Origin of the sequence: Sandaracinobacteroides saxicola (genome assembly GCF_014117445.1) — a bacterium.
Classification (GTDB): Bacteria; Pseudomonadota; Alphaproteobacteria; order Sphingomonadales; family Sphingomonadaceae; genus Sandaracinobacteroides_A; species Sandaracinobacteroides_A saxicola.
In genome coordinates, this window is sequence record NZ_CP059851.1 from 403,815 (window position 1) to 423,540 (window position 19,726).

The following is a 19,726-nucleotide window of genomic DNA, read 5'->3' on the forward strand; positions in this document are numbered from 1 at the left end:
TGCAGGACGAAGTGCGAAAGGCCGCGGAGCATGGATCAGTTGCCGATCTGGGCGTTGAGGAGGAGCGCGCCGTCGCCGACGACCGTGGTACCCGGGGCGATGCCGCCGGTGATGTAGCTGTTGCTGGTGCCGCGTGAGGCGACGGTGACGGGGACGCGGCGGAAGCGGCTGGGGGTTTCGGCGACCAGCACGAAATTGCGCACGCCATCCTCGATCAGCGCGGTGTTGGGCACTTGCAGCCCGGTGCGGCCATCGTTGGCGGCGATGCGCGCGCGGGCGAACATTTCCGGTTTCAGCGCCAGGTCGGGGTTGGCAACGGCGACGCGCACCTGCACCCGGCGGGTGACCGGATCGACCGCGGGCGAGACCCGCGCGATGCGACCGGTGAAGCGGCGGCCGGGCCAGGCATCGACGGTGAAATCGACGGACTCGTTCAACCGGGCGCGGGCGATGTCGCTTTCCGGCAGGTCGATGAGCAGCCACAGTCGTTTGGGGTCGCTGACCACGAACAGCGCGTCGCCACCGGGTTGCACCTGTTCGCCGGGGTTGGCGGTGCGGGCGATCACGATGCCGGCAACGGGGGCGCGCAGGGTGAGATTCTCGCCGGCGCTGCCGCTGCCCAGGTTGCCGACGCGCAGCGCCGCACGCTGACGCTCGGCGCTGGCCTCGGCGGCGTCGGCTTCGGCGGCTTCCAGCTCGCGCCGGGCGATGGCCTGGCCTTGATAGAGGTCGCGGGCGCGGCGCAGCGCCTCGGCTTTCAGCCGGGCATCGGCTTGGGCACGGGCGAGGTCGGCCTGCGCCGCGCCAAGGTCGGGGGCGTCGAGGATGGCGAGCGCATCGCCGCGCGCGACACTGTCGCCAAGGTCGCGCAGGATGCGCGTCACGCGGCCGGCGACGGGGGAGGCGACGCGGCCGGTGGCGTCTTCATCGACGGCCAGGCGGGCATTGAGATCGCCGGAGAGGGGCAGCGGCACCTGCACCGCCTTGGCCAGGCGGATGCTGTCGAGCTCGGGGGCGTTCGGCGCGAAGGCGATGACACCGGGGGTGGCGGAGACGGGTGGCGCGGCGTCCGGCGCGGGTTCGGGGCGCAGCGTGAACCAGGCGAGCACCGCGACCGCGAGGGCAACGGCGGCGGCAATCAGGGTCTTGCGGGAGGCGGGCATCAGCGGTTGTCCTGGGGCTGTGCGTCGGCTGTGGTGGCGGCGCGGCGGAAGGCAAGGGCCTGCGCGAAGGCGAGGCGGGCATCGATGGTGTCGAGTTCCGCGGCGAGGCGGCTGCGGCGGGCATCGAGCAGGTCAAGGAGGCCGAGCGCACCGCGGCTGAACGCGAATTCGGCGATGCGCGCGGCGCTGGCGGCGGCGGGCAATTCCTGGTTCTGGGCGGCGTTCAGTCGCGCGGCGGTCTCGGCAACGGCACGGTCGGCGGTGGCGATTTCGGCGCGGGCGACGGCGCGGCTTTTCTCCAGCAACGCTTCGGCCTGGGCGACGTCGGTGCCGGCCTGGGCGATGCTGCCGCTGTAGCGATTGCCCCACAGCAGGGGAATCGCGACCGCGACGCCGAAGCTGCTGCCGACACCGCGCGGGTCATTCTCCGCCTGCAGGCCGACATCAACATCGCGGGCACGCTGCGCGCGGGCAAGGCCGAGCGCGGCGCGGGCGGCATCGACGCGGGCGCGCGCGGCGATGACGTCGGGACGGCTTTCGACGAGGGCGTCGGCATCGGCGGGCGGCGGGGTGACAGCTGTGTCCGGCCAGGCGGGGGCGGCGACGAGGATGTCCTGCTCGGCGCCGATCAGGATGGCGAGCGACAGGCGGGCGTCGCGCAGGTCGTTGCGGGCGGTGGCGAGCTGCCCCTGGGCGCGGGTGAGATCGACCCGTTGCCGTTCGAGGTCGAGACCGGCGGCGGCACCGGCGGCGAGGCGCTTTTCGCCAATGGCGACGGCCTGGGCATAGCTGGTGGCGACCGCTTCGAGCGCGGCGACGCGGTCCTGCGCGGCGGCGAGGGCGAAGAAGGCCGCCTCGGCATCGGCGATGCGCAGGCGTTGCGTGTCGGCGAGATCGCCACTGGCGGCGGACAGGGTGGCGGTGGCATTTTCCACGCGCAGCCGGCGCTTGCCGCCGGTTTCGATCAGCTGGTCGAGGCGGGCGGTGACGTCCGCGGAATCGCGGAAACGTTCGAGCCCCCAGCGTTTGGGGGAGATGCTGAAGGCTTGCAGAGTGAGGGTGGGGTTGGGCGCGACGTCCGCCGCGCGGATGCCCGCGCGGGCGCGGCTGACGGCATTGTCGGCGCTGCGGATGTCGATGTTGCCGGTGAGGACGGCGCTGTCGATGTCGGCCAGCGTGACCGTGCGCGTCGCCTGGGCGGCGAGCGCCGGGGCGATGAGGAGCAGGGTTGCCAGCGCGAGGAAGCGTGGCAGGGTGGAGACGGGCATGCGGTGGTTTCAACCCCCAGATGATGGTGTGGGGGTGATGCGGCCGCCGGCTGGCGCCGGTATGGCTGAAAGATTAAATGCGCTTCAGCCGATGGGTTCGTTGGGATAGCTGCCCGTGGTGTGCTCGCGCAGGATATAGCCGCTCTTGCCCTCGATCTCGATGCGGCACCAGCTGTTCGCGCACATCACGACGCGGCCGACAACGCCCGGCTCGGCGCGCCAGACCGCGGGGGAGGAGACGTCGGGCTGGGCGTGCAGCGTGCGGATGCTGCGGGTGACCATCAGCGTGCGCTCGCCCGACAGCATGGCGCGGTCCATCCAGCCGGTGGCGCCGTCGGGATCGCGCACCAGCCGCCAGACATTCCATTCGCGCAGCACCTCCAGCGGGATGCCGGCGCGGCGGAAATTCCAGCTGATCGGATAGTCGCGGCCCGGACCGGTGCGCATGTTGGCATCCCCCGAGCGCAGGCTGACGAAGCGCGGCAGCTTCTCGCCGGACACGCCCTTCAGCGCATCGGGATTGGTGGGGACGCCGGGCACAGGCGCTTTGGTTGCGGGTTGCGCGGTCGCGGCAGTGGCGAGCAGGAGGATGGGAAAGAGCATGCGCATGCCTGGGCCTTAGCGGATGGGGCGGGCGGCGCCAAGTTTGGCGCGGGCGCTTGCGCGCGGGCCGCTCGCGGGCCTATCCTTGCCCCCATGCCCCAGACGCGCTTCGTCAAGCTTCCGCACCGGCCCAAGGTGGCCGTCACCCGCCGCTTGCCGCAGGCGGTGGAAACCCGGATGGCCGAACTGTTCGAGGTGACGCTGAACCATGAGGACATCGCGCTCGACCGCGAGCAGCTGGCGGCGCTGATGGCGGATTGCGACGTGCTGGTGCCGACGGTGACGGACGAGATCGATGCCGGGCTGATCGGCGGGGCCAGCGAGCGACTGAAACTGATCGCCAATTTCGGCGCCGGCATCGATCATCTGGACGTCGGCGCGGCGCGGGCGCGGGGAATTCCGGTAACCAATACACCGGGCGTGCTGACCGACGATACCGCCGACATGGTGATGGCGCTGATATTGTCCGTGCCGCGGCGGCTGGCGGAGGGCGAGAAGCTGGTGCGCAGCGGCGAATGGCGCGGCTGGTCGCCGACGGGGATGCTGGGGCATCGCGTCTCGGGCAAGCGGCTGGGCATCGTCGGCATGGGGCGGATCGGCCAGGCGGTGGCGGCACGGGCGCGGGCCTTCGGGATGGCGGTGCATTACCACAACCGGCGGCGGCTGCCCAAGGCGGTGGAGGGTGCGCTGGAGGCGACCTGGTGGCCGAGTGTCGATGACCTGCTGGCGCGGGTCGACGTGATCAGCCTGAACTGTCCGGAAACGCCGGAGACGCACCATCTGATGAATGCCGAGCGGCTGAAGCGGATGGCACCGCATGCCTATCTGATCAACGCCTCGCGCGGCACGCTGGTGGATGAGGCGGCGCTGGTGAACGCGCTGACCCATGGTGGCATCGCCGGTGCCGGGCTGGACGTGTTCGAGGAGGAGCCGCGCATCCATCCAGGGCTGCTGGCGCTGCCCAATGTCGTGCTGCTGCCGCACATGGGCAGCGCGACCTTCGAGGGGCGGCAGGCGATGGGCGAGAAGGTAATCGCCAACATCCGCATCTGGGCGGATGGGCACCGGCCGCCCGACCAGGTGCTATCGGAGTATTGACGGGAGCGAGGGCCGGTGCGCGAGAAGGAGTTGCGGCTGGCGCTGGTCTGCTATGGCGGGGTCAGCCTGGCCGTTTACATGCACGGCATCACCAAGGAATTGTGGAAACTGCTCCGCGCGTCGGAGGCGTTCGCCAGCGGCCAGGCGGTGTCGGGCGACAGCGAACCGGTGTGGGCAGCGTTGCTGCAGGCGCTGCCGCTGCGGCTGCGGGTGGTGACGGACATCATCGCCGGCGCGTCGGCGGGGGGCATCAACGGAATCCTGCTGGGCCATGCCATCGTCGGCGGGCACGACATGGAGGCACTGCGCGACCTGTGGCTGGCGAAGGCCGACATCGATGTCATGCTGGACCCCGACGCGCGGCCGGCATCGCGCCTGAGCCGCATCTATGCCGAACCCTTTGCCTGGTGGGCGGCGAAGGCCAGCAACACGCTGGCGGCGATCGACAGCGAGGTGCGCGCCGAGGTGACGATGAAGCTGTCGCGCTTCGTCCGCAGCCGCTGGTTCGCGCCGCCGTTCAGCGGTGACGGGCTGACGCTGCTGCTGGACGAGGCGATCGCGGCGATGCGGGCGACGGGCCCGCCGCTGCTGCCGGCAACGCAGTCGCTCGACCTGTTCGTGACGGTCACCGACTATCACGGCATGGGTCAGCGGCTGATGCTGCACAGCCCGACCGCGATCACCGAGACCGAGCACCGGCGGATCATCAGTTTTTCGGTGCCGCCGGGCAAGGGGCGGGTGTTGGGGGAACGGCCGGCGCTGGTGTTCGCCGCGCGCGCGACGGCAAGTTTTCCCGGCGCCTTTCCCCCCGCGGGCATCGGCGAGATCGACCGGATGCTGGCGGCGCGGGGCGAGCCCTGGCCGGGGCGCGCGGCGTTCGTCGCGGCCTCGCTGTCCGGTGACCGGCCGGTGGAGGAGCTGCGGCTGATCGACGGCAGCGTGCTGAACAATGCGCCGTTCGGGCCGGCGATCGCGACGCTGCGGCATCGGCCGGCGCATCGGTCAGTGGATCGGCGTTTCGTCTATATCGATCCCTCGCCGGGGGTGCATGGGCTGGTGCCGGGAGGCGACCGGCCGGAGCCGGGGTTTTTCACCACCATCCTGCGGGCGCTGGCGGACATTCCGCGCGAGCAGCCGATCCGCGACAATCTGGAGGCGATTGCCGCGGTTTCCCAGCGGATCCGCCGCCTGCGCGGTGTGGTAGAAGGGATGACGCCGGCGGTGGACGCGGCGATCGCGCGGGCGGTGGGTGGCGGTTTCTTCCTGTTGCCGCTGTCGGCGCCGCGGCTGGCGCGGGCGCGCAGCCGCATCCAGTCGGTGGCGGCGAAAGAGGCGGGCTTTGCCTATGCCGCCTATGCCCATTTGAAGCTGCGCGTGGTGATCGACGAGGCAGCGGCGCTGCTGGCGCAGGCAGCGGGGATGGATGCCCTGCACGAGCAGGACATGCGGCAGGCCTTGCGCGGGCACGCCGAGGCCGTGGGCGCGATGGATGTGGCGGCGGTGACGGCGAAGGAGGGACCATCGAGTGCCTATGTCGGGTTGATGCGGGCGCTCGACCTGGGCTTCCGGGTGCGGCGGCTGCGCTTCGTCATCCGGCGGGTGACACAGCTGGCGGAGGCCGCGGACAGCGGCGAGGCACCGGACGCCGCCGATGCGATGAAGGCGCGGCTGCACCTGGCGCTGGCGCCTTTCCTGAGGCTGCGCCGGGGGGACGAGGTGCTGGCGCCGGTGGCGGCGCAGCTGCGGGCGGGTGATATCGCGGGGGCGGTGGAGGCGCTGAAACGATGGATGGACCTGTCTGCGCTGGATGCGGCGGCCGACCGGGCGGTGCTGGACGTCAGCGGTGGCAAGCCGTCGCGCGGGCTGCGGCAAGCGGTGATCCGGGCCTGGCTGGGGTTCCCCTTTTACGACATCGCCCTGCTGCCGTTGATGCAGGACGATGGTTTCGAGAGTTTCGACGAGATCAAGGTCGACCGGATCAGCCCGGAGGATGCGACGGCGCTGAAATCCGGGGGCACCCGAGCGACGCTGAAAGGCTGGCAGATGAACGCGTTCGGGGCGTTTTTCAGCCGGGCCTGGCGGGAGAATGACTATCTGTGGGGGCGGCTGCATGCCGCCGAGCGACTGGTGGATATCGTTGTCAGCGCGGTGGATGGCGAAATGCCAGTTGCCATCACCAAGATGAAACGGCAGCTTTTCGCCGCGATCCTGGCGTCGGAGCGCGAGCATCTGACGCTGATCCACCCGTTGATCGACGAACTGGAAGGATATAACCGTGCGCCCACCTCATCTTGACCGCCGGACGATGTTGCAGGGGATGGGGGGCGCGGCGCTGGCGGCGGGCCTGCCGGCCGCGCTGTGGGCGCGGCGGCGCGATCATGCGGCGGTGAAGGCGCTGATCGAGCGCTATGTCGCCGAGGGAAAGGTGGCGGGCGCGGTCGTCGGCTATGTGACGCCGGGCGCGTTCAGGCCGGTCTATCTGACGGCGGGCAAGACGGCGTTCGATGGCGAGGCGGTGACACCCGATACCATCCACCGCGTCTATTCGATGACCAAGCCGGTGACGGGCATGGCGGTGATGCAGCAGGTGGCGCTGGGGCGGCTGACGCTGGACACGCCGGTTTCCGACATCCTGCCGGCGTACAAGGACATGCAAGTTGCGGTCGACCCGGCGAAAAGCCTGGAGTCGGTGCCGGCCAAGGCGCCGATCCTGGTGCGGCACCTGCTGACCCATACCGCCGGCCTGACCTATCACATCATGGGCAACGGCCCGCTGCAGCAGGCCTATCGCAGGGCCGGGTTGATGCCGGGCGTGGGACGGCTGGGGGCGCAGCCGGGGGATGGCGCGCAGCCGAACCTGACCGGCTTCGTGGAAGCGCTGGCCAAGCTGCCGTTACGCAGCGAACCGGGGAAGGAGTGGCATTATTCGGTGGCGCTCGACCTGGCGGGCGGGGTGCTGGAGAAGGTGACGGGCAAGACGCTGGACGCGGTGTTCGCCGAGCAGTTGCTGGGGCCGTGCGGGATGCCGGATACCGGGTTCCGGCTGAGCGCGGCGCAGGGCAGGCGGCTGTCGACGAATTATTATCGGATCGGCGAGAAGCTGGTGCCGATCGACAGCGCGGCGAAGAGCGAATGGACCAGCGAGCCGCTGATTCTTGCGGGCGGGGCCGGGCTGGCGTCCAGCACGCGGGATTATGCCCGGTTCGGGCAGATGCTGCTGAACGAGGGCGAGATCGACGGTCGGCGCGTGATGCCGCGGGAGACGGCGCGGCTGGCGATGAGCAACCTGATGCCGGCGGGGGTGTTTTTCGAGAAATCGCAGGGTTTCGGGGCCGGGGGCCGGGTGACATTGCCCGGCAATCCGGAGGGCGATCCGGCGGGGAGCTATGGCTGGGGCGGTGCCGCGGGGACGATCTTCGCGGTGGATCGGGCGCGGGGCTTCGCCGTGGTGTTGATGGTGCAATATATGCCGAGCGAGCAATATCCGCTGAACAAGGAGTTTCGTGAGGCGGTGAAGGCGGACTGGGTGTGAGGATCAGAGGGGCAGGACGGAGGGGCCGTAGGCGCCGAGCGCGGCGTCGGCGGTGAGGAAGATGCGGCGTTCCGCGATGGACTGCGCGATCAGTAGCCGGTCGAAGGGATCGCGGTGGTGCCAGGGGAGGGTGGAGAGTGAGAGGATATGCTCAGTGCTGATGGTGAGCGGTTGAAAGTCGGCGTTTCGGATGAGATCCAGCGTCGCTTCGGGTGAAAAGGGTATCGGGTCACGCGGTGTGCGCGGCAAATGATATTTGATCGCGATTTCCCACAACGAAGCCAGACTGACGCAGATGTCGTTGGTGGGATCGTTGACCATCGCCCGCCCTATGGGGGCCAGCCGTTGGTCGCCGCTGAAATACCAGACCAGGATATGCGTATCGAGGAGCAGCCTCATTCGCCGTAGAACATTCGTTCGATTTCGGCGTCCATTTCCTTGTCGGCTTTTGCCCAAGCATCCCAATCGAAGTTTTCCGGGACCAGATGACGGCCCATGCCGAACGCGCGCTGCGGTTTGGGCGCGGGTTCCGCGGCGATGGGGACAAGGCGCGCGACGGGTTTGCCGTTGCGGGCGATGATGATTTCGGTTGCCTGACCGCTTTCCACCTGGGCGAGCAGGCGGGAGAAATGGGTTTTGGCTTCGAGCACGTTGACAGCGGGCATGGGCGCCTCCTGACTAAGCTGGTCAGATAGGCCGATGCAGATTATTTGGCAATATCGGCTTGGGTCCTGAACGGCCGCAGGCCGCAAGCGCGACCGCGCGCCGGCGGGAGTCCGCCGTCTTCTCCGGCGTTAGCCGGCTTAAAACAGATTCCGCAGGGCGCAAGGCCGACCGGCCGCCGGCGCCGGTGCGCCGTCTTCTCCGGGCGCAGCCCGGTTTCAAACGATGGTCGCGCCGCCGTCGATGACCATGGCCTGGCCGGTGGTAAAGGCGCCGGCGGGGCTGGCGAGGAACACGGCCATGCCAGCGATCTCGTCGGGCATGCCGATGCGTTTCAGCGCGCTGCCGGCAGTCGCCTGTTTCAGGATGTCGGGATTGTCCCACAGCGCGCGGGCGAAATCGGTCTTGATGAGGCCGGGGCAGATGGCGTTGACGCGGACGCCGGCGGGGCCGAATTCCGCCGCCAGGTTGCGTACCAGTTGCAGGTCGGCGGCCTTGGAGATGTTGTAGGCACCGATGACGGTGGAAGCCTTGAGGCCGCCGATCGAGCTGACGACGGTGATGCTGCCCTGGCCGCGTTCGACCATGGCGGGGGCGCACATCTGGATCAGCCAATGGTTGGAGATGACGTTGTTCTGGAGGATTTTCAGGAACTGCTCGTCCGCGATGCCCCCCATCGGGCCGAAATAGGGGTTGGAGGCGGCGTTGCAGACGAGGTGATCGACCTGCCCGCAGCGTTCGACCGTGAAGTCGACCAGCGCCTGCAAGGCGTCCTTCGCGGCGATGTTGGCGGCGAAGGAAAGGGCGGCGCTGCGGCCGACCGCGCTGTTGATCTCGTCCGCCGCAGCGTCGCAGGCGTCCTGCTTGCGGCTGCTGATGATGACGGTGGCGCCGGCTTCGGCCATGCGGTGGGCGATGGCCTTGCCGATGCCCCGGCTGCTGCCGGTGATGATGGCGGTCTGGCCGGTCAGGTCGAAAAGGCTGGTCATGCGTCACTCTCCTATGCCCGCCCCTGTTGCCGTGCTGGACAGCCCCGCGCAAGCATGGTTGAAGGCACGCGACCTTGGTGGAGATCCGAATGACCGCATCCCGTCGCCCCGCCGTGATGGCGATGCTGGCCGCGTGCCTGTTCTATGCGGCGTTCGGCGGGCTGATCCAATGGTTCCCGATCTGGCTCATCGAGGTGAAGGACATCACGGGCGAGCAGCTGGGGCTGCTGATCTCGCTGGCGGGGGCGGCACGCATCGTGTCGGGGCCGCTGTTCGGCGCCTGGGCGGACGGGCGGCGGGACCGGCGGGCACCGATCCGCATGCTGGCGGCGCTGACGCTGCTGGCGATGGCAGGGCTGGTGGTGAGCGAGATCTATGCCGTCAACTTCGCGCTGGCGATGATGGCGGAGGTGACCTTCTGGGCGCTGATCGCGTTCCTGGAATCGGCGCTGTTGCGGCTGACCCGGCCGGACCGCTTTCCGACCTATGGGCTGGCGCGGGGCCTTGCCAGCCTGTCCTTCGTGGTGGGCAACATCGCCTGCGGCATGCTGGTGGACTGGGGCGGCAACGGGACCATCTGGTGGTGGATGACGCTGCTGATCGCGGCGCTGCTGGCGTCGGCCTTCATGATGTCTGCGGAGCCGGTCGAGCGCGGGGACGAGCCGCCCTTCGGGGTGCGGCTGCGGGAGGGGCTGGCGATGGTGCGGCGGACGGAGTTCGCGCTGTTGATGTTCGGCTGCGGCATCATCCAGGCGGCGCACCAGTTCTACTACATCTTCGGCACCAAGCTCTGGATCGATGAACTCGGCATTTCGGCGACCACCGCGGGGTGGGTGTTCGCGCTGGGTGCCACGGCGGAAGCGCTGTTCCTGATGCTGGTGGCACGCCATCTGGAGCATGTCCGGCCGGCGACGCTGATGGTGATCGGCGGCGTGGGCGCGATGCTGCGCTGGTCGCTGATGGCGACGGGGCCGGAGCTGCCGCTGCTGCTGGCGTTGCAGTTGCTGCACGCCGCCAGTTTCGCCTGCACCTTTCTGGGGGCGATGCGCGGCATCCAGGCGATGTGGGGCGATGATCGGACGCCGACGGCGCAGATGATCTTCATGGCGCTGGCAACCGCGCCGTCGCAGGCGGTGGCGAGCTATCTGGCGGGCGCTGCGTTCGAGCGCGGCGGCGGGCCGGTGGGCTATGCGGTGATGGCGGGCGTGGCGATGGTGGGGACGCTGTTGGTGCTCTGGCTGCGGGTGCGCGTGGGGCGGGCGGTGGCGGCGTGAGCGCGGAGACCATCCTTGTCGAGGCGGTGGGCTGGCTGGGCGCCTCGCTGATCCTGGGCGCCTACATCCTGGTGTCCATGGGGCGGATCGCGGCGCGATCGCGCACGTTCCAGTGGATGAATGTGGTGGGCGCGGCGGGGTTCGTGGTGAACAGCGGCGCCAATGGCGCGATCCCGTCAGCGGTGCTGAACGTGATCTGGGTGGGGATCGGCCTGTGGACGCTGTGGGCCATCCGGCGCGACGCCTGACCCCCAGTCGAAGCGCCAGGCGAACAAGCCGATGACCGGCGGCAGCAGGGCATAGGCGAAGGCAGCGGAAAAGGCCGTGGCCGGGATCAGGGCGACGATCACCGACAGGCTGGCGATGCCGGCCATCAGGCCATAGATGATGGCGCGGCCGCGGAGTTCCGGCGGGTTGGCCGGGGTGCCGTGGCGCATCCCTTGGAGAAACAGCAGCATGACGAGCGCGCACATCATGGCGAAGCCGGCGCCGTAGATCCGGTAGAGCGCGGGCAGGTCGGCGCCGCGAAACTGGCCGGTGTGGCCGCCGAGCGCATAGTCCGCGATGGCGCCGGCCATCGGACCCAGGGCCAGCACGAAGCTGAGCACCACAAACACAAGGGCGAGGCTGAGCAGCGTGGCGCTCCAGTGGGCGTTGCTAGCGAGGCGACGCCAGCTGACATGCTCATGCCAGAACATGGCGAGCACGGCGAACCCGAAGACGAAGGCCGGCAGGCTGGCGAGCGCGGCATCGAGGGCGGCGATCAGGGTGCCGGTGGTGCCGGCGTTGGTGGCGACCAGCAGCGTGAGGGCGAAGGCGAAGGCGGCGTCGACGAACGCGTCGAGCCGCGCGGCATCGGAGCGGTTGCCGTCTTCGCGCATGCCATCAAGGATTGCACCGCCAGGAGGGCGAGGCAAGCGTGTTGCTTGGCGACCGGTGGCCGCTGTGATAGCGGACGCGCATGGCAATGGCGCTGGCAATCGCATTCGCGGTGAAGCTGTTTCTGGTGGCGCTGTTTTTCGGCGTGCGGGCCGCGCGGCGCTGGCGGCGCCAGGCGCTGAGCGATCCCCTGACCGGCCTGCCCAACCGGCGCGCACTGGATGCGGCGCTGGCGCGCGCGGCGCCGGGGCTGGCGCTGCTGTTCATCGATGTCGACCGCTTCAAGGCGGTCAACGATGCCCGCGGGCATGCCGCAGGCGATGCGCTGTTGCTGGCGCTGACGGCCACCTGGCCGCGCGGGGATTTCATCGCGCGCTACGGTGGTGACGAGTTCGTGGCGCTGGTACCGGCGGCCCGGGCCGGGGCATTGGCGCAGGGACTGCTGGTGTCGGCACGAAGTGCGGGCGCGACGCTGAGCATCGGCCGGGCGGAGGGGGATGCGGCCACGCTGCTGCTTCGGGCCGACCGGGCGCTGGCGCTGGCGAAGGTGCGGGGCGGTGACCGGGTGGTGGCCGACAGTCCGGCGATCGGTCTGCTGCGCGTGGTGTGAGGCGAGGCGGCCACGCCACCATCCGGTCGTCGTCATTCAATCGTCATTCACCGCGTCGGTGGGATTCTGCGGCGGCTGGGTACGTGGCGTGCCCTGGAGATGGATGATGCGGTACCCCCGACGGATGGCGGCGCTGGCGATGCTGGGCGGATTGGCGCTGGCCGGCTGTGTCGACAGCTACAACGCCGGCTATTACCCGGACGCCGGCTATGGCGGCGGCATTGCCGGCGGCTATGGCTATGGCGAGCGTCGGGTCAGCAGCATCGATGATTTCTATCGCCCCCTGTCCAGCTATGGCCGCTGGGACAGTTATGGCAGCTATGGGCGGGTCTGGTTTCCGACCGTGGGCCGGGACTGGCGACCCTATACGCGCGGCCGCTGGGACAGCAACCGACGCTGGTGGTCGGACGAACCGTTCGGCTGGGCCACCTATCATTATGGCCGCTGGGCCTATGACAATCGCGCCGGCTGGTTCTGGGTGCCGGACACGCGCTGGGGGCCTGCCTGGGTCGATTGGCGCGACGCGGGCGATTATTGGGGCTGGGCGCCGCGCCCGCCCTATGGCTGGGGCTATGGCAGCGGGTTTGGCATCAGCTGGGTGTTTGCGCCGCGCAGCTATGTCTATCAGCGGGATCTGTATCGCCGGGTGGTGCCCTGGGATGCCGGACGCTGGCACTATGACCGCTCGCGGCCGTGGAATGGCGATTGGGGCGGCCGGCCGGGATGGAACGGCGGCTGGCAACGGCCCGCGCCGCCGCCGCCGGTCACGCGCCCGCCGCAATGGAGCGAGCGGCCCCCGCGGGATGGCCCGCGTCCGCGCTGGGAATCGGAGCGGCCGCGACTGAACGACGATGGTCGCCCGGAACGGGGCGAGCGGCCGGACGGCTGGCGCGGGGGAGAGCGCCCGGCCGCCGGCTGGAATGGCGGGACGCCGCCGCAGGGACGCCCCGCTTGGGGCCAGCCGGGAAACCGACCGGAGGGAGGCCGCGGCGGACGCGGGCGCCCGCTGGCGGATGCCGGCGACGGCCTGCCGCCGGCCGATCCGGTGCGGTCGTCCCCGGTGGCGGAGGTGGCACCGCCGCGCATGCCGGTGCCGGTGCAGCGCTTTGACCCGCCGGCGGTGAACGGCGGCGCGCTGGGTGGTTTCGGCGGCGAGGCAATCCCGCGCGTCGAGGCGCCGCGCTATGAGCCGCCGCCGCGGGCGGAGCCGGCACGCATGGAGCCGGCGCGCATGGAGCCGCCGCGGATGGAGATGCCGCGGGCCGAGCCGTCTCCGGCGGCGGAACGGCGTGAAATGTCAAGGGAACAACCGCGGTAGCGGCGGCGCACGGGCGAATTCCCGATTGCATAAATGGTGCGCCGCAACCAATGTAGCGCGGTGCAGGCCTATGACGAAATGTTCGGCAACGGGGCCGTCTATCCGGGCGATGCCTTGCCGCCCGGCAGTTCGCCGCCCTATGCCCGGGTGCGGGAATGGATCGAGGCGGCGCCGCCCGGGCTGATGAAGACGCGGCGGGAGCAGGCCGAGCTGTTCTTTCGCCGGATCGGCATCACCTTCGCGGTCTATGGCGATCCGGACGCGACCGAGCGGCTGATCCCCTTCGATATCGTGCCGCGCATCATCGCCGCCAACGAATGGGCGGCGCTGGAAGCCGGCCTGACGCAGCGGGTCAATGCGCTGAACATGTTCCTGAGCGATATCTACGGGTCGCAGGAATGCCTGCGCGCCGGGATCGTGCCGGAAGAGCTGATCGCACGCAACACGCAGTTCAGCCTGCCGATGGTGGGGCGGCGGCCGCCCGGCGACATCTGGGTGCATATCGCCGGCATCGATCTGGTGCGCACCGGCCCCGACCAATTCTATGTGCTGGAGGACAATGCCCGGACCCCCAGCGGCGTCAGCTACATGCTGGAGAACCGCGAGGTGATGATGCGGCTGATGCCCGAGCTGCTGCTGCACGGGCAGGGCGGGGGCATCGCGCCGGTGGAGACCTATCCGGACATGCTGCTGTCGACGCTGCAATCCGTGGCGCCGGCGAGCACGCGGGGCGAGCCGTGCCTGGCGCTGCTGACGCCGGGCGTGCACAACAGCGCCTATTACGAGCACAGCTTTTTGGCGGACAAGCTGGGTGTGGAGCTGGTGGAGGGCAGCGACCTGTTCGTCACCAACGACATCCTGTTCATGCGCACCACCGACGGGCCAAAGCGGGTGGACGTGCTGTACCGGCGGGTGGACGATGATTTTCTCGATCCGCTGGTGTTCCGGCCGGATTCGATGCTGGGGGTGCCGGGCATCGTCAACGCCTATCATGCCGGCAACCTGACGCTGGCCAACGCGATCGGCACGGGCATCGCCGACGACAAGGCGATCTACAGCTATATGCCCGATATCGTGCGCTTCTTCACCGGCGCCGAGCCGCTGCTGCCCAATGTGCCGACCTGGCGCTGCCGGGAGCCGGACGCGCTGGGCCATGTGCTGGAGAGATTGCCGGAGCTGGTGGTGAAGGAGGTGGACGGCTCGGGCGGCTATGGCATGCTGGTGGGGCCGCATGCGACGCGGGCGGAACTGGACGCCTATGCGGCGCGGTTGCGCGCCGATCCGGCAAAGTTCATCGCGCAGCCGACGCTGGCATTGTCCACCTGCCCGACGCTGACCGATGCCGGCATCGCGCCGCGTCATGTCGACCTGCGGCCGTTCGTGCTGAGCGGTGCCCATGGCGTGCGGATCGTGCCGGGCGGGTTGACGCGGGTGGCGCTGAAACCCGGCAGCCTGGTGGTGAACAGCAGCCAGGGCGGCGGCACGAAGGACACATGGGTGCTGACGGGCGACCTGCCGGCCGTCGGAGCGGCGTTGAATGGCGAGTTGTCGTCTTGAGCGGCCTCGCCGCGAGGTCAGCCGTCGAGCGCCCAGTCCGGGGCGGCCAGCGCTTTGGCGAGCTTGCGACGGGTCGCGGGGCGGCCGGCGCCGGGTTCGACCTTCTCCAGCCGCGCGATGGCTGCCTGGCTGGTGCCGGCGAGATGTGCAAGGTCGGCTTGGGACATGCCACGATATTGCCGCCAGGCGACAAGGGGATGGGCCCCGCGAATGGTCGCGTGGACAACTTCGCCCGGAATGCCGCCGTCCGATTCGATGCTTTCGAGACCGGCGCGGGCAGCCTCGAGGTCGGCGTTTTCCTCGACTACCCTGGAAAGACGGTTCCACAGGACTTCGCTCAGGACAACGAGGCGGCTGCCGTCCGGCGCTGTGATGAATTGGGGGTCCTGCATGGCCTTGTCCTATTCGTAGATGCTGCCGCGGGGGCCGATATTGACGATGGCGAGAATATCCAGCGTTTCGGTGAAGATGACGCGATAATCGCCTACCCGCAGACGCATCGCGTCGATTCCTTTCAATGCCTTGATCTGGTTGGCCAGCGCGGCACGGTTGCTGGCCAGCAGTTCGATCTTGTCCACGATCCTTTCGGCGTGCGGCCGTGGCATGCGTTTCAATGCGCGCTCCGCCAGCCGGCTGTAGCGAATGGCTCGCATGGCCTTTTAATAACAAAACATGTTCAAAAAGCAATAGGAAAATGTGATGGGAGCGGCCGCCATGCTCTCGCGTAACGCGGCCAATCTCTATTGGCTGGGGCGGCATATCGAGCGGGCGGACTATCTGTGCCGGCTGACCGAAGCGACGATGCGGCTGTCGTCGCTGCCCAGCAGCATGGGCGGGGCGGGCAATGCCTGGGAGAGCGCGCTGCGCGCCGCGGCAATGGTCTATGCCTTCGAAGAAACCGGGCGAACCGTGGGCGAGGAGACGGTGGGGCATTTCCTGACGCTCGACCCCGACAACAATGCGTCGATCCGCACCTGTCTGGAGCGCGCGCGGGGCAATGCGCGCAGCGTGCGCACGGCGCTGACCACCGAGACCTGGGAGGCGATCAACGGCGCCTGGCTGGACGTGCAGCGGTTCGGCGTGGGCTTCCCGTCGCGCAACACGCTGACGCGCGTGCTGGACGCGGTGAAGGCAGCCTTGCAGAGCTTCGAGGGTGCGGCCTATCGTACCCAGCTGCGCGAGAAGACCTATTGGTTCATGCAGCTGGGGACGATGATCGAGCGGGCGGACAACACGGCGCGGCTGCTCGACGTGAAATATCACCTGTTGCTGCCGCGCACCGAGCCGATCGGTGGCAGCCTGGACTATTTCCAGTGGACGACGCTGCTGCGGACAGTGAGCGCGCTGACCGCCTATCGCTGGGTGTATCGCGACGCGGTGAAGCCCTGGCTGGTCGCCGACCTGCTGATCCTGAACCGGTCGATGCCGCGCAGCCTGGCGGCCTGCTACGAGGAGGCGGTGCGATTGCTGGACGCGCTGGCGGCGGGCAATGGCGGCCGGCGCGGGCCGGCGCACCGGGCGGCGCTGGCGGGGCTGCGGCGACTGTCCAACACGCATATCGACGCGATTTTTCAGGGCGGGCTGCACGAATTCCTGGCGAGCTTCATCGACGACAACAATGCCTTCGGCGCGGCCATCGCCGAGCAATATCTGTTCTAGGGGGATGCCGGCTTGCGCCTGCTGATCGATCATCAGACGCGCTATGATTATGCGATGCCCGCGAACGGCATCGTGCAGCTGTTGCGGCTGACGCCACGGACGAGCGACGCGCAGCATGTGCTGAACTGGCGGATCGACATGGACGCGGACGGCTGGTTGAACCCGTTCACCGATCCGCACGGCAATTTGTGCCATATTTTCTACGCCGCGGGCGCCGTGTCGGAGTTGACGCTGACGGTGACGGGCGAGGTGTTGACGCGGGATACGGCGGGCATCCTGGGGCCGCTGTCTGAAACATTGCCGCCCGGCCATTACCTGCGCGCGACCGCCCGTACCGAGCTCGATGCGGCATTGCAGGCATTCGCCGCGGCGGCGGCTGGCAATGAGCCGTCGGCGCTGTCGCAGGGGCATGCGCTGATGGCGGCGGTGAAGGACCATGTGTCGTTCGACACCGACGCCACGCACGCCGCGACCGACGCGGTGACGGCATTCGGGCTGGGGCGCGGCGTGTGCCAGGATATCAGCCAGATCTTCATCGCCTGCGCCCGTTCGCGCGGGATCCCGGCGCGCTATGTCTCGGGCCACTATGCCGCCGAGGATCATCCCGACCAGGAGGCGTCGCACGCCTGGGCGGAGCTGTGGATCGACGGGCTGGGCTGGGTGGGGTTCGACCCGACGCACGGCGTTTGCCCGGGCGAGCGGCACATCAGGGTTGCCATCGGGCTGGATTCGCTGGAGGCGTCGCCCGTGCGCGGCAGCCGGCGCGGGGGTGGCGCGGAAAGGCTTGCAGTGACGGTCAGGGGCATTGAAAAGGCGGCCCAGACGCAATCGCAGGGCTGATTCGATGACCTATTGCATGGGGCTGCTGGTGAAGGAGGGGCTGGTGATGCTCGCCGACACGCGGACCAACGCGGGCATCGACAATGTCAATGTCTATCGCAAGCTCAGGGTCTATGGCGAGCCGGGCAAGCGCATCATCGGCATCGCGGCGTCGGGATCGCTGAGCACGACGCAGGCGGCGATCAACCGGCTGCAGGAGGGCGTGCACCTGCCGGGCGATCCGGACACGGTGCATTACATCGAGACCGCGCCGACCATGTTCAAGGTGGCGCAGATCGTCGGCGTGGCGCTGGCGGAGGCGCGCTCCGCCATCGAAAGCACGGTCAACCAGGCCGATGTGTCGATCGACGTGACGCTGCTGGTGGGCGGCAGCATCGGCGGCGCGGCACCGCGCTTGTTCCTGGTCTATCCCGAAGGCAATTGCATCGAATGCGGGATGGACACGCCCTATCTGCAGATCGGCGAGAACAAATATGGCAAGCCGATCCTGGACCGCCTGCTGAGCTATCGCACCGGTCTGGCGGAGGCGGTGAAGATCGGGCTGATCTCGATGAACAGCACGATGCGGTCGAATCTGGCGGTCGGGCTGCCCATCGACATGCTGGTGCTGCGGCCGGGCCAATCGGTGGCGGCGACGCACCGGATCGCGGAGGACGACCCCTATTACATGGAGCTGGGGGCGCGCTGGCTGAAGGCTTTGCGGGAGGCACAGGCGGACATTCCGGCCCCGCCCTATGCGCTGCCCTAAGGTTGCAATTTCGGCGATTATGTGCAACATCGCTGATTAAGTGCACATCATGGGATATTGTGATGAACGCGATCAATGCCAAGGTTTTTCACGGCGGGCGGATGCTGATTCCGGCGGAGGTGCGACGGGAACTGGGTATCGAGGTGGGAGACCAGCTGGAGCTGCGGGTGGAGGGCAAAGTGTTGCGCGTGATGACGCGCCAGGCGGCCATTGAGGAAGGGGTGAGGCGGGCGCAGGCCATCTTGAAGGCGGACCCCGCTTATGATCCTGGTCGTTCCTTGGTTGACGAACTGCTTGCCGACCGTCGCGCCGAAGTAGCGAAGGAGGAGGCGGATACGCATGCGTATCGCCTTCGGCAAGGTCTTGCCTGAGCGGTGACGGCCTATGTGCTCGATACGTCGGCCGTGCTTGCCCTGGTCCTGCATGAACCAGGCGGGGAGCGGGTGGTGGATGTTCTGGAACAATCCGTTATCGATGCCGTGAACTTGGCCGAGGTCGTGACCAAATTGAACGATGCTGGTTACACGGACGATACGGTTCGCGCGTCGATTGCTGCGCTAGGCCTCACGGTTCTCGCGTTGGATGGAGATGATGCCATAGCCACGGGCCTGCTGCGGACCCGCACGCGTGCGCGTGGCCTTTCATTGGGCGACCGGGCCTGCCTGGCGCGGGCGGCTTCCCTGGACGCCGTGGCGCTGACGGCGGATCGGGCGTGGGCGGATATGGATATCGGCGTGAAGGTCGAGATGATCCGGTAGCGTGGCTTGACCGCGCGACGCGTGCGGGCTATCCGCCGCGCTCGATTTTGATGATTCCCTAAAAGGCCGGTTCGATGAAGCGCACCTATCAACCCTCGAAGCTCGTCCGCAAGCGGCGGCATGGTTTCCGCAGCCGCATGGCGACCGTGGGTGGTCGCAAGGTGCTGTCGGCGCGCCGCGGGCGTGGCCGCAAGGTGCTGTCGGCCTGAGCCTGCCGCTGGGCCGCATGCGGGCCCGTGCTGATTTTCTGGCTGCCAACCGGGGCCGGCGCGTGCCGACCCCGGCTTTTGTTTTACTGGTGCATCCCCGCGGCACCAGTGAACCGATGCGCGTGGGGCTGACCGTCACGAAAAAACTGGGCAATGCCGTGGTGCGCAACCGGATCAAGCGGCGTTTGCGCGCCCTGACGCGGGAGATACTGCCGGTTTCGGGCGTGGCGCATGCCGACCATGTGCTGATTGCGCGCGATGCGGCGTTGACGGCCTCGTTCGACAGCCTGCGCGCGACCTTGGAGAAGGCGTTGGCGAGGGCGGCGGCATGAGCCTGTCGGCACGGCTGTTGCGGGCGTTGTTTCGCGGCTGGCAGCTGAGCTTCTCCGCCATTTTACCGGCGAGTTGTCGTTTCATGCCCAGTTGCTCCGCCTATGGCATCGAGGCGGTGACGCGACATGGCACTGTCAAAGGCGGTTGGTTGACGCTAAGGCGCGTCTGCCGATGCCATCCCTGGGGTGGCCACGGCTTTGACCCTGTTCCCTGATTTGAAAGAAT

At 68.6% G+C, this 19,726-nt stretch carries 25 protein-coding genes; 16 read left to right on the plus strand and 9 right to left on the minus strand.

Annotated elements, in window-relative coordinates:
- Positions 1–35 precede the first annotated feature (35 nt).
- The 3 genes from H3309_RS01990 to H3309_RS02000 all read right to left on the minus strand — a co-directional run bounded on the left by H3309_RS01990 (position 36) and on the right by H3309_RS02000 (position 3,040).
- Entirely contained in the window at positions 36–1,163 is a 1,128-nt protein-coding gene (locus H3309_RS01990) for an efflux RND transporter periplasmic adaptor subunit (protein WP_182297029.1), read from the minus strand.
- Entirely contained in the window at positions 1,163–2,431 is a 1,269-nt protein-coding gene (locus tag H3309_RS01995) for a TolC family protein (protein WP_182297031.1), read from the minus strand. The genes H3309_RS01990 and H3309_RS01995 overlap by 1 nt, the downstream gene beginning before the upstream one ends.
- 84 nt (positions 2,432–2,515) lie before the next feature.
- Positions 2,516–3,040, minus strand: a complete 525-nt coding sequence (locus H3309_RS02000; RefSeq protein ID WP_182297033.1) for an SH3 domain-containing protein — start codon at positions 3,038–3,040, stop codon at positions 2,516–2,518.
- An 87-nt stretch (positions 3,041–3,127) separates the two neighbouring features.
- Here H3309_RS02000 and H3309_RS02005 point away from each other — a divergent pair, with 87 nt between their 5' ends.
- The 3 genes from H3309_RS02005 to H3309_RS02015 are packed head-to-tail and all read left to right on the plus strand — an operon-like array spanning position 3,128 to position 7,664.
- On the plus strand, positions 3,128–4,132 hold the full coding sequence (locus H3309_RS02005; RefSeq protein WP_182297035.1) for a 2-hydroxyacid dehydrogenase: 1,005 nt from the start codon (positions 3,128–3,130) through the stop codon (positions 4,130–4,132).
- Positions 4,133–4,147: 15 nt separating this feature from the next.
- Positions 4,148–6,427 (plus strand): patatin-like protein, encoded by a 2,280-nt coding sequence (locus tag H3309_RS02010; RefSeq protein WP_182297037.1) that lies wholly within the window; start codon positions 4,148–4,150, stop codon positions 6,425–6,427.
- 10 nt (positions 6,428–6,437) lie between these two features.
- The gene (locus H3309_RS02015) at positions 6,438–7,664 is read left to right on the plus strand and encodes a serine hydrolase domain-containing protein (protein WP_182297039.1); all 1,227 of its coding nucleotides are present in this window, start codon (positions 6,438–6,440) and stop codon (positions 7,662–7,664) included.
- A gap of 3 nt (positions 7,665–7,667) precedes the next feature.
- Here the strand turns inward: H3309_RS02015 and H3309_RS02020 are convergent, their stop codons facing one another.
- The 3 genes from H3309_RS02020 to H3309_RS02030 all read right to left on the minus strand — a co-directional run bounded on the left by H3309_RS02020 (position 7,668) and on the right by H3309_RS02030 (position 9,316).
- Positions 7,668–8,063 (minus strand): type II toxin-antitoxin system VapC family toxin, encoded by a 396-nt coding sequence (locus H3309_RS02020; protein WP_182297041.1) that lies wholly within the window; start codon positions 8,061–8,063, stop codon positions 7,668–7,670.
- Positions 8,060–8,329, minus strand: coding sequence for a type II toxin-antitoxin system Phd/YefM family antitoxin (locus H3309_RS02025; protein ID WP_182297043.1), 270 nt, complete (start codon positions 8,327–8,329; stop codon positions 8,060–8,062). The genes H3309_RS02020 and H3309_RS02025 overlap by 4 nt, the downstream gene beginning before the upstream one ends.
- Positions 8,330–8,545: 216 nt before the next feature.
- Complete coding sequence (locus H3309_RS02030) at positions 8,546–9,316, minus strand: SDR family NAD(P)-dependent oxidoreductase (protein ID WP_182297046.1); 771 nt, start codon at positions 9,314–9,316, stop codon at positions 8,546–8,548.
- Positions 9,317–9,405: 89 nt separating this feature from the next.
- On the opposite strand from H3309_RS02030, the gene H3309_RS02035 reads away from it, so the two are divergent.
- Positions 9,406–10,590, plus strand: coding sequence for an MFS transporter (locus H3309_RS02035; protein ID WP_182297048.1), 1,185 nt, complete (start codon positions 9,406–9,408; stop codon positions 10,588–10,590).
- A complete protein-coding gene (locus H3309_RS02040; RefSeq protein ID WP_182297050.1) occupies positions 10,587–10,838 on the plus strand; it encodes a CBU_0592 family membrane protein in 252 nt (83 codons plus the stop codon). The genes H3309_RS02035 and H3309_RS02040 overlap by 4 nt, the downstream gene beginning before the upstream one ends.
- Here the strand turns inward: H3309_RS02040 and H3309_RS02045 are convergent.
- Positions 10,767–11,471, minus strand: a complete 705-nt coding sequence (locus tag H3309_RS02045; protein ID WP_182297052.1) for a TMEM175 family protein — start codon at positions 11,469–11,471, stop codon at positions 10,767–10,769. The genes H3309_RS02040 and H3309_RS02045 overlap by 72 nt on opposite strands.
- 80 nt (positions 11,472–11,551) lie before the next feature.
- On the opposite strand from H3309_RS02045, the gene H3309_RS02050 reads away from it, so the two are divergent.
- From H3309_RS02050 to H3309_RS02060, 3 genes are all read left to right on the plus strand, one after another.
- On the plus strand, positions 11,552–12,079 hold the full coding sequence (locus H3309_RS02050; protein WP_182297054.1) for a GGDEF domain-containing protein: 528 nt from the start codon (positions 11,552–11,554) through the stop codon (positions 12,077–12,079).
- Positions 12,080–12,182: 103 nt separating this feature from the next.
- Positions 12,183–13,397, plus strand: a complete 1,215-nt coding sequence (locus H3309_RS02055; protein ID WP_182297056.1) for a DUF6600 domain-containing protein — start codon at positions 12,183–12,185, stop codon at positions 13,395–13,397.
- 33 nt (positions 13,398–13,430) lie between these two features.
- Complete coding sequence (locus tag H3309_RS02060) at positions 13,431–14,954, plus strand: circularly permuted type 2 ATP-grasp protein (protein WP_243453810.1); 1,524 nt, start codon at positions 13,431–13,433, stop codon at positions 14,952–14,954.
- Positions 14,955–14,971: 17 nt separating this feature from the next.
- Here the strand turns inward: H3309_RS02060 and H3309_RS02065 are convergent, their stop codons facing one another.
- Positions 14,972–15,346 carry a helix-turn-helix domain-containing protein gene (locus tag H3309_RS02065; RefSeq protein ID WP_182297057.1) on the minus strand — a complete coding sequence of 125 codons (375 nt, stop codon included), beginning with the start codon at positions 15,344–15,346 and terminating at the stop codon, positions 14,972–14,974.
- 9 nt (positions 15,347–15,355) lie between these two features.
- Positions 15,356–15,607: a type II toxin-antitoxin system RelE family toxin gene (locus H3309_RS02070; protein ID WP_182297059.1), complete on the minus strand. Its 252-nt coding sequence runs from the start codon at positions 15,605–15,607 to the stop codon at positions 15,356–15,358.
- Positions 15,608–15,653: 46 nt separating this feature from the next.
- Between H3309_RS02070 and H3309_RS02075 the strand changes: the two genes are divergently transcribed.
- From H3309_RS02075 to yidD, 8 genes are all read left to right on the plus strand, one after another.
- Positions 15,654–16,613 carry an alpha-E domain-containing protein gene (locus tag H3309_RS02075; RefSeq protein ID WP_243453811.1) on the plus strand — a complete coding sequence of 320 codons (960 nt, stop codon included), beginning with the start codon at positions 15,654–15,656 and terminating at the stop codon, positions 16,611–16,613.
- A 12-nt stretch (positions 16,614–16,625) separates the two neighbouring features.
- Positions 16,626–17,453, plus strand: a complete 828-nt coding sequence (locus tag H3309_RS02080; protein ID WP_182297061.1) for a transglutaminase family protein — start codon at positions 16,626–16,628, stop codon at positions 17,451–17,453.
- A 4-nt stretch (positions 17,454–17,457) separates the two neighbouring features.
- Positions 17,458–18,201 carry a peptidase gene (locus H3309_RS02085; RefSeq protein ID WP_182297063.1) on the plus strand — a complete coding sequence of 248 codons (744 nt, stop codon included), beginning with the start codon at positions 17,458–17,460 and terminating at the stop codon, positions 18,199–18,201.
- Positions 18,202–18,263: 62 nt separating this feature from the next.
- A complete protein-coding gene (locus tag H3309_RS02090) occupies positions 18,264–18,572 on the plus strand; it encodes an AbrB/MazE/SpoVT family DNA-binding domain-containing protein (protein ID WP_182297065.1) in 309 nt (102 codons plus the stop codon).
- 3 nt (positions 18,573–18,575) lie between these two features.
- On the plus strand, positions 18,576–18,959 hold the full coding sequence (locus tag H3309_RS02095; protein ID WP_182297067.1) for a type II toxin-antitoxin system VapC family toxin: 384 nt from the start codon (positions 18,576–18,578) through the stop codon (positions 18,957–18,959).
- Between the two features lie 74 nt (positions 18,960–19,033).
- Positions 19,034–19,168 carry a 50S ribosomal protein L34 gene (rpmH, locus tag H3309_RS02100; protein WP_182297069.1) on the plus strand — a complete coding sequence of 45 codons (135 nt, stop codon included), beginning with the start codon at positions 19,034–19,036 and terminating at the stop codon, positions 19,166–19,168.
- Between the two features lie 17 nt (positions 19,169–19,185).
- Positions 19,186–19,500, plus strand: coding sequence for a ribonuclease P protein component (gene rnpA / locus H3309_RS02105; RefSeq protein WP_182297071.1), 315 nt, complete (start codon positions 19,186–19,188; stop codon positions 19,498–19,500).
- Positions 19,497–19,715: a membrane protein insertion efficiency factor YidD gene (gene yidD, locus H3309_RS02110; protein ID WP_398399314.1), complete on the plus strand. Its 219-nt coding sequence runs from the start codon at positions 19,497–19,499 to the stop codon at positions 19,713–19,715. The genes rnpA and yidD overlap by 4 nt, the downstream gene beginning before the upstream one ends.
- The last annotated feature ends 11 nt before the right edge of the window (positions 19,716–19,726 follow it).

Excerpts from the sequence above, each read along its gene's own strand:
- rnpA (WP_182297071.1), top strand. The coding sequence starts at position 19,186 with ATGCGGGCCCGTGCTGATTTTCTGGCTGCCAACCGGGGCCGGCGCGTG.
- H3309_RS02045 (WP_182297052.1), bottom strand. The coding sequence starts at position 11,471 with ATGCGCGAAGACGGCAACCGCTCCGATGCCGCGCGGCTCGACGCGTTC.
- H3309_RS02065 (WP_182297057.1), bottom strand. The coding sequence starts at position 15,346 with ATGCAGGACCCCCAATTCATCACAGCGCCGGACGGCAGCCGCCTCGTT.
- rpmH (WP_182297069.1), top strand. The coding sequence starts at position 19,034 with ATGAAGCGCACCTATCAACCCTCGAAGCTCGTCCGCAAGCGGCGGCAT.
- H3309_RS02035 (WP_182297048.1), top strand. The coding sequence starts at position 9,406 with ATGACCGCATCCCGTCGCCCCGCCGTGATGGCGATGCTGGCCGCGTGC.
- H3309_RS02015 (WP_182297039.1), top strand. The coding sequence starts at position 6,438 with ATGTTGCAGGGGATGGGGGGCGCGGCGCTGGCGGCGGGCCTGCCGGCC.
- H3309_RS02085 (WP_182297063.1), top strand. The coding sequence starts at position 17,458 with ATGACCTATTGCATGGGGCTGCTGGTGAAGGAGGGGCTGGTGATGCTC.
- H3309_RS01995 (WP_182297031.1), bottom strand. The coding sequence starts at position 2,431 with ATGCCCGTCTCCACCCTGCCACGCTTCCTCGCGCTGGCAACCCTGCTC.
- H3309_RS02055 (WP_182297056.1), top strand. The coding sequence starts at position 12,183 with ATGATGCGGTACCCCCGACGGATGGCGGCGCTGGCGATGCTGGGCGGA.
- H3309_RS02060 (WP_243453810.1), top strand. The coding sequence starts at position 13,431 with ATGGTGCGCCGCAACCAATGTAGCGCGGTGCAGGCCTATGACGAAATG.
- H3309_RS02000 (WP_182297033.1), bottom strand. The coding sequence starts at position 3,040 with ATGCGCATGCTCTTTCCCATCCTCCTGCTCGCCACTGCCGCGACCGCG.
- H3309_RS02090 (WP_182297065.1), top strand. The coding sequence starts at position 18,264 with ATGAACGCGATCAATGCCAAGGTTTTTCACGGCGGGCGGATGCTGATT.
- H3309_RS01990 (WP_182297029.1), bottom strand. The coding sequence starts at position 1,163 with ATGCCCGCCTCCCGCAAGACCCTGATTGCCGCCGCCGTTGCCCTCGCG.
- H3309_RS02050 (WP_182297054.1), top strand. The coding sequence starts at position 11,552 with ATGGCAATGGCGCTGGCAATCGCATTCGCGGTGAAGCTGTTTCTGGTG.
- H3309_RS02005 (WP_182297035.1), top strand. The coding sequence starts at position 3,128 with ATGCCCCAGACGCGCTTCGTCAAGCTTCCGCACCGGCCCAAGGTGGCC.
- H3309_RS02020 (WP_182297041.1), bottom strand. The coding sequence starts at position 8,063 with ATGAGGCTGCTCCTCGATACGCATATCCTGGTCTGGTATTTCAGCGGC.
- H3309_RS02075 (WP_243453811.1), top strand. The coding sequence starts at position 15,654 with ATGGGAGCGGCCGCCATGCTCTCGCGTAACGCGGCCAATCTCTATTGG.
- H3309_RS02025 (WP_182297043.1), bottom strand. The coding sequence starts at position 8,329 with ATGCCCGCTGTCAACGTGCTCGAAGCCAAAACCCATTTCTCCCGCCTG.
- H3309_RS02070 (WP_182297059.1), bottom strand. The coding sequence starts at position 15,607 with ATGCGAGCCATTCGCTACAGCCGGCTGGCGGAGCGCGCATTGAAACGC.
- yidD (WP_398399314.1), top strand. The coding sequence starts at position 19,497 with ATGAGCCTGTCGGCACGGCTGTTGCGGGCGTTGTTTCGCGGCTGGCAG.
- H3309_RS02030 (WP_182297046.1), bottom strand. The coding sequence starts at position 9,316 with ATGACCAGCCTTTTCGACCTGACCGGCCAGACCGCCATCATCACCGGC.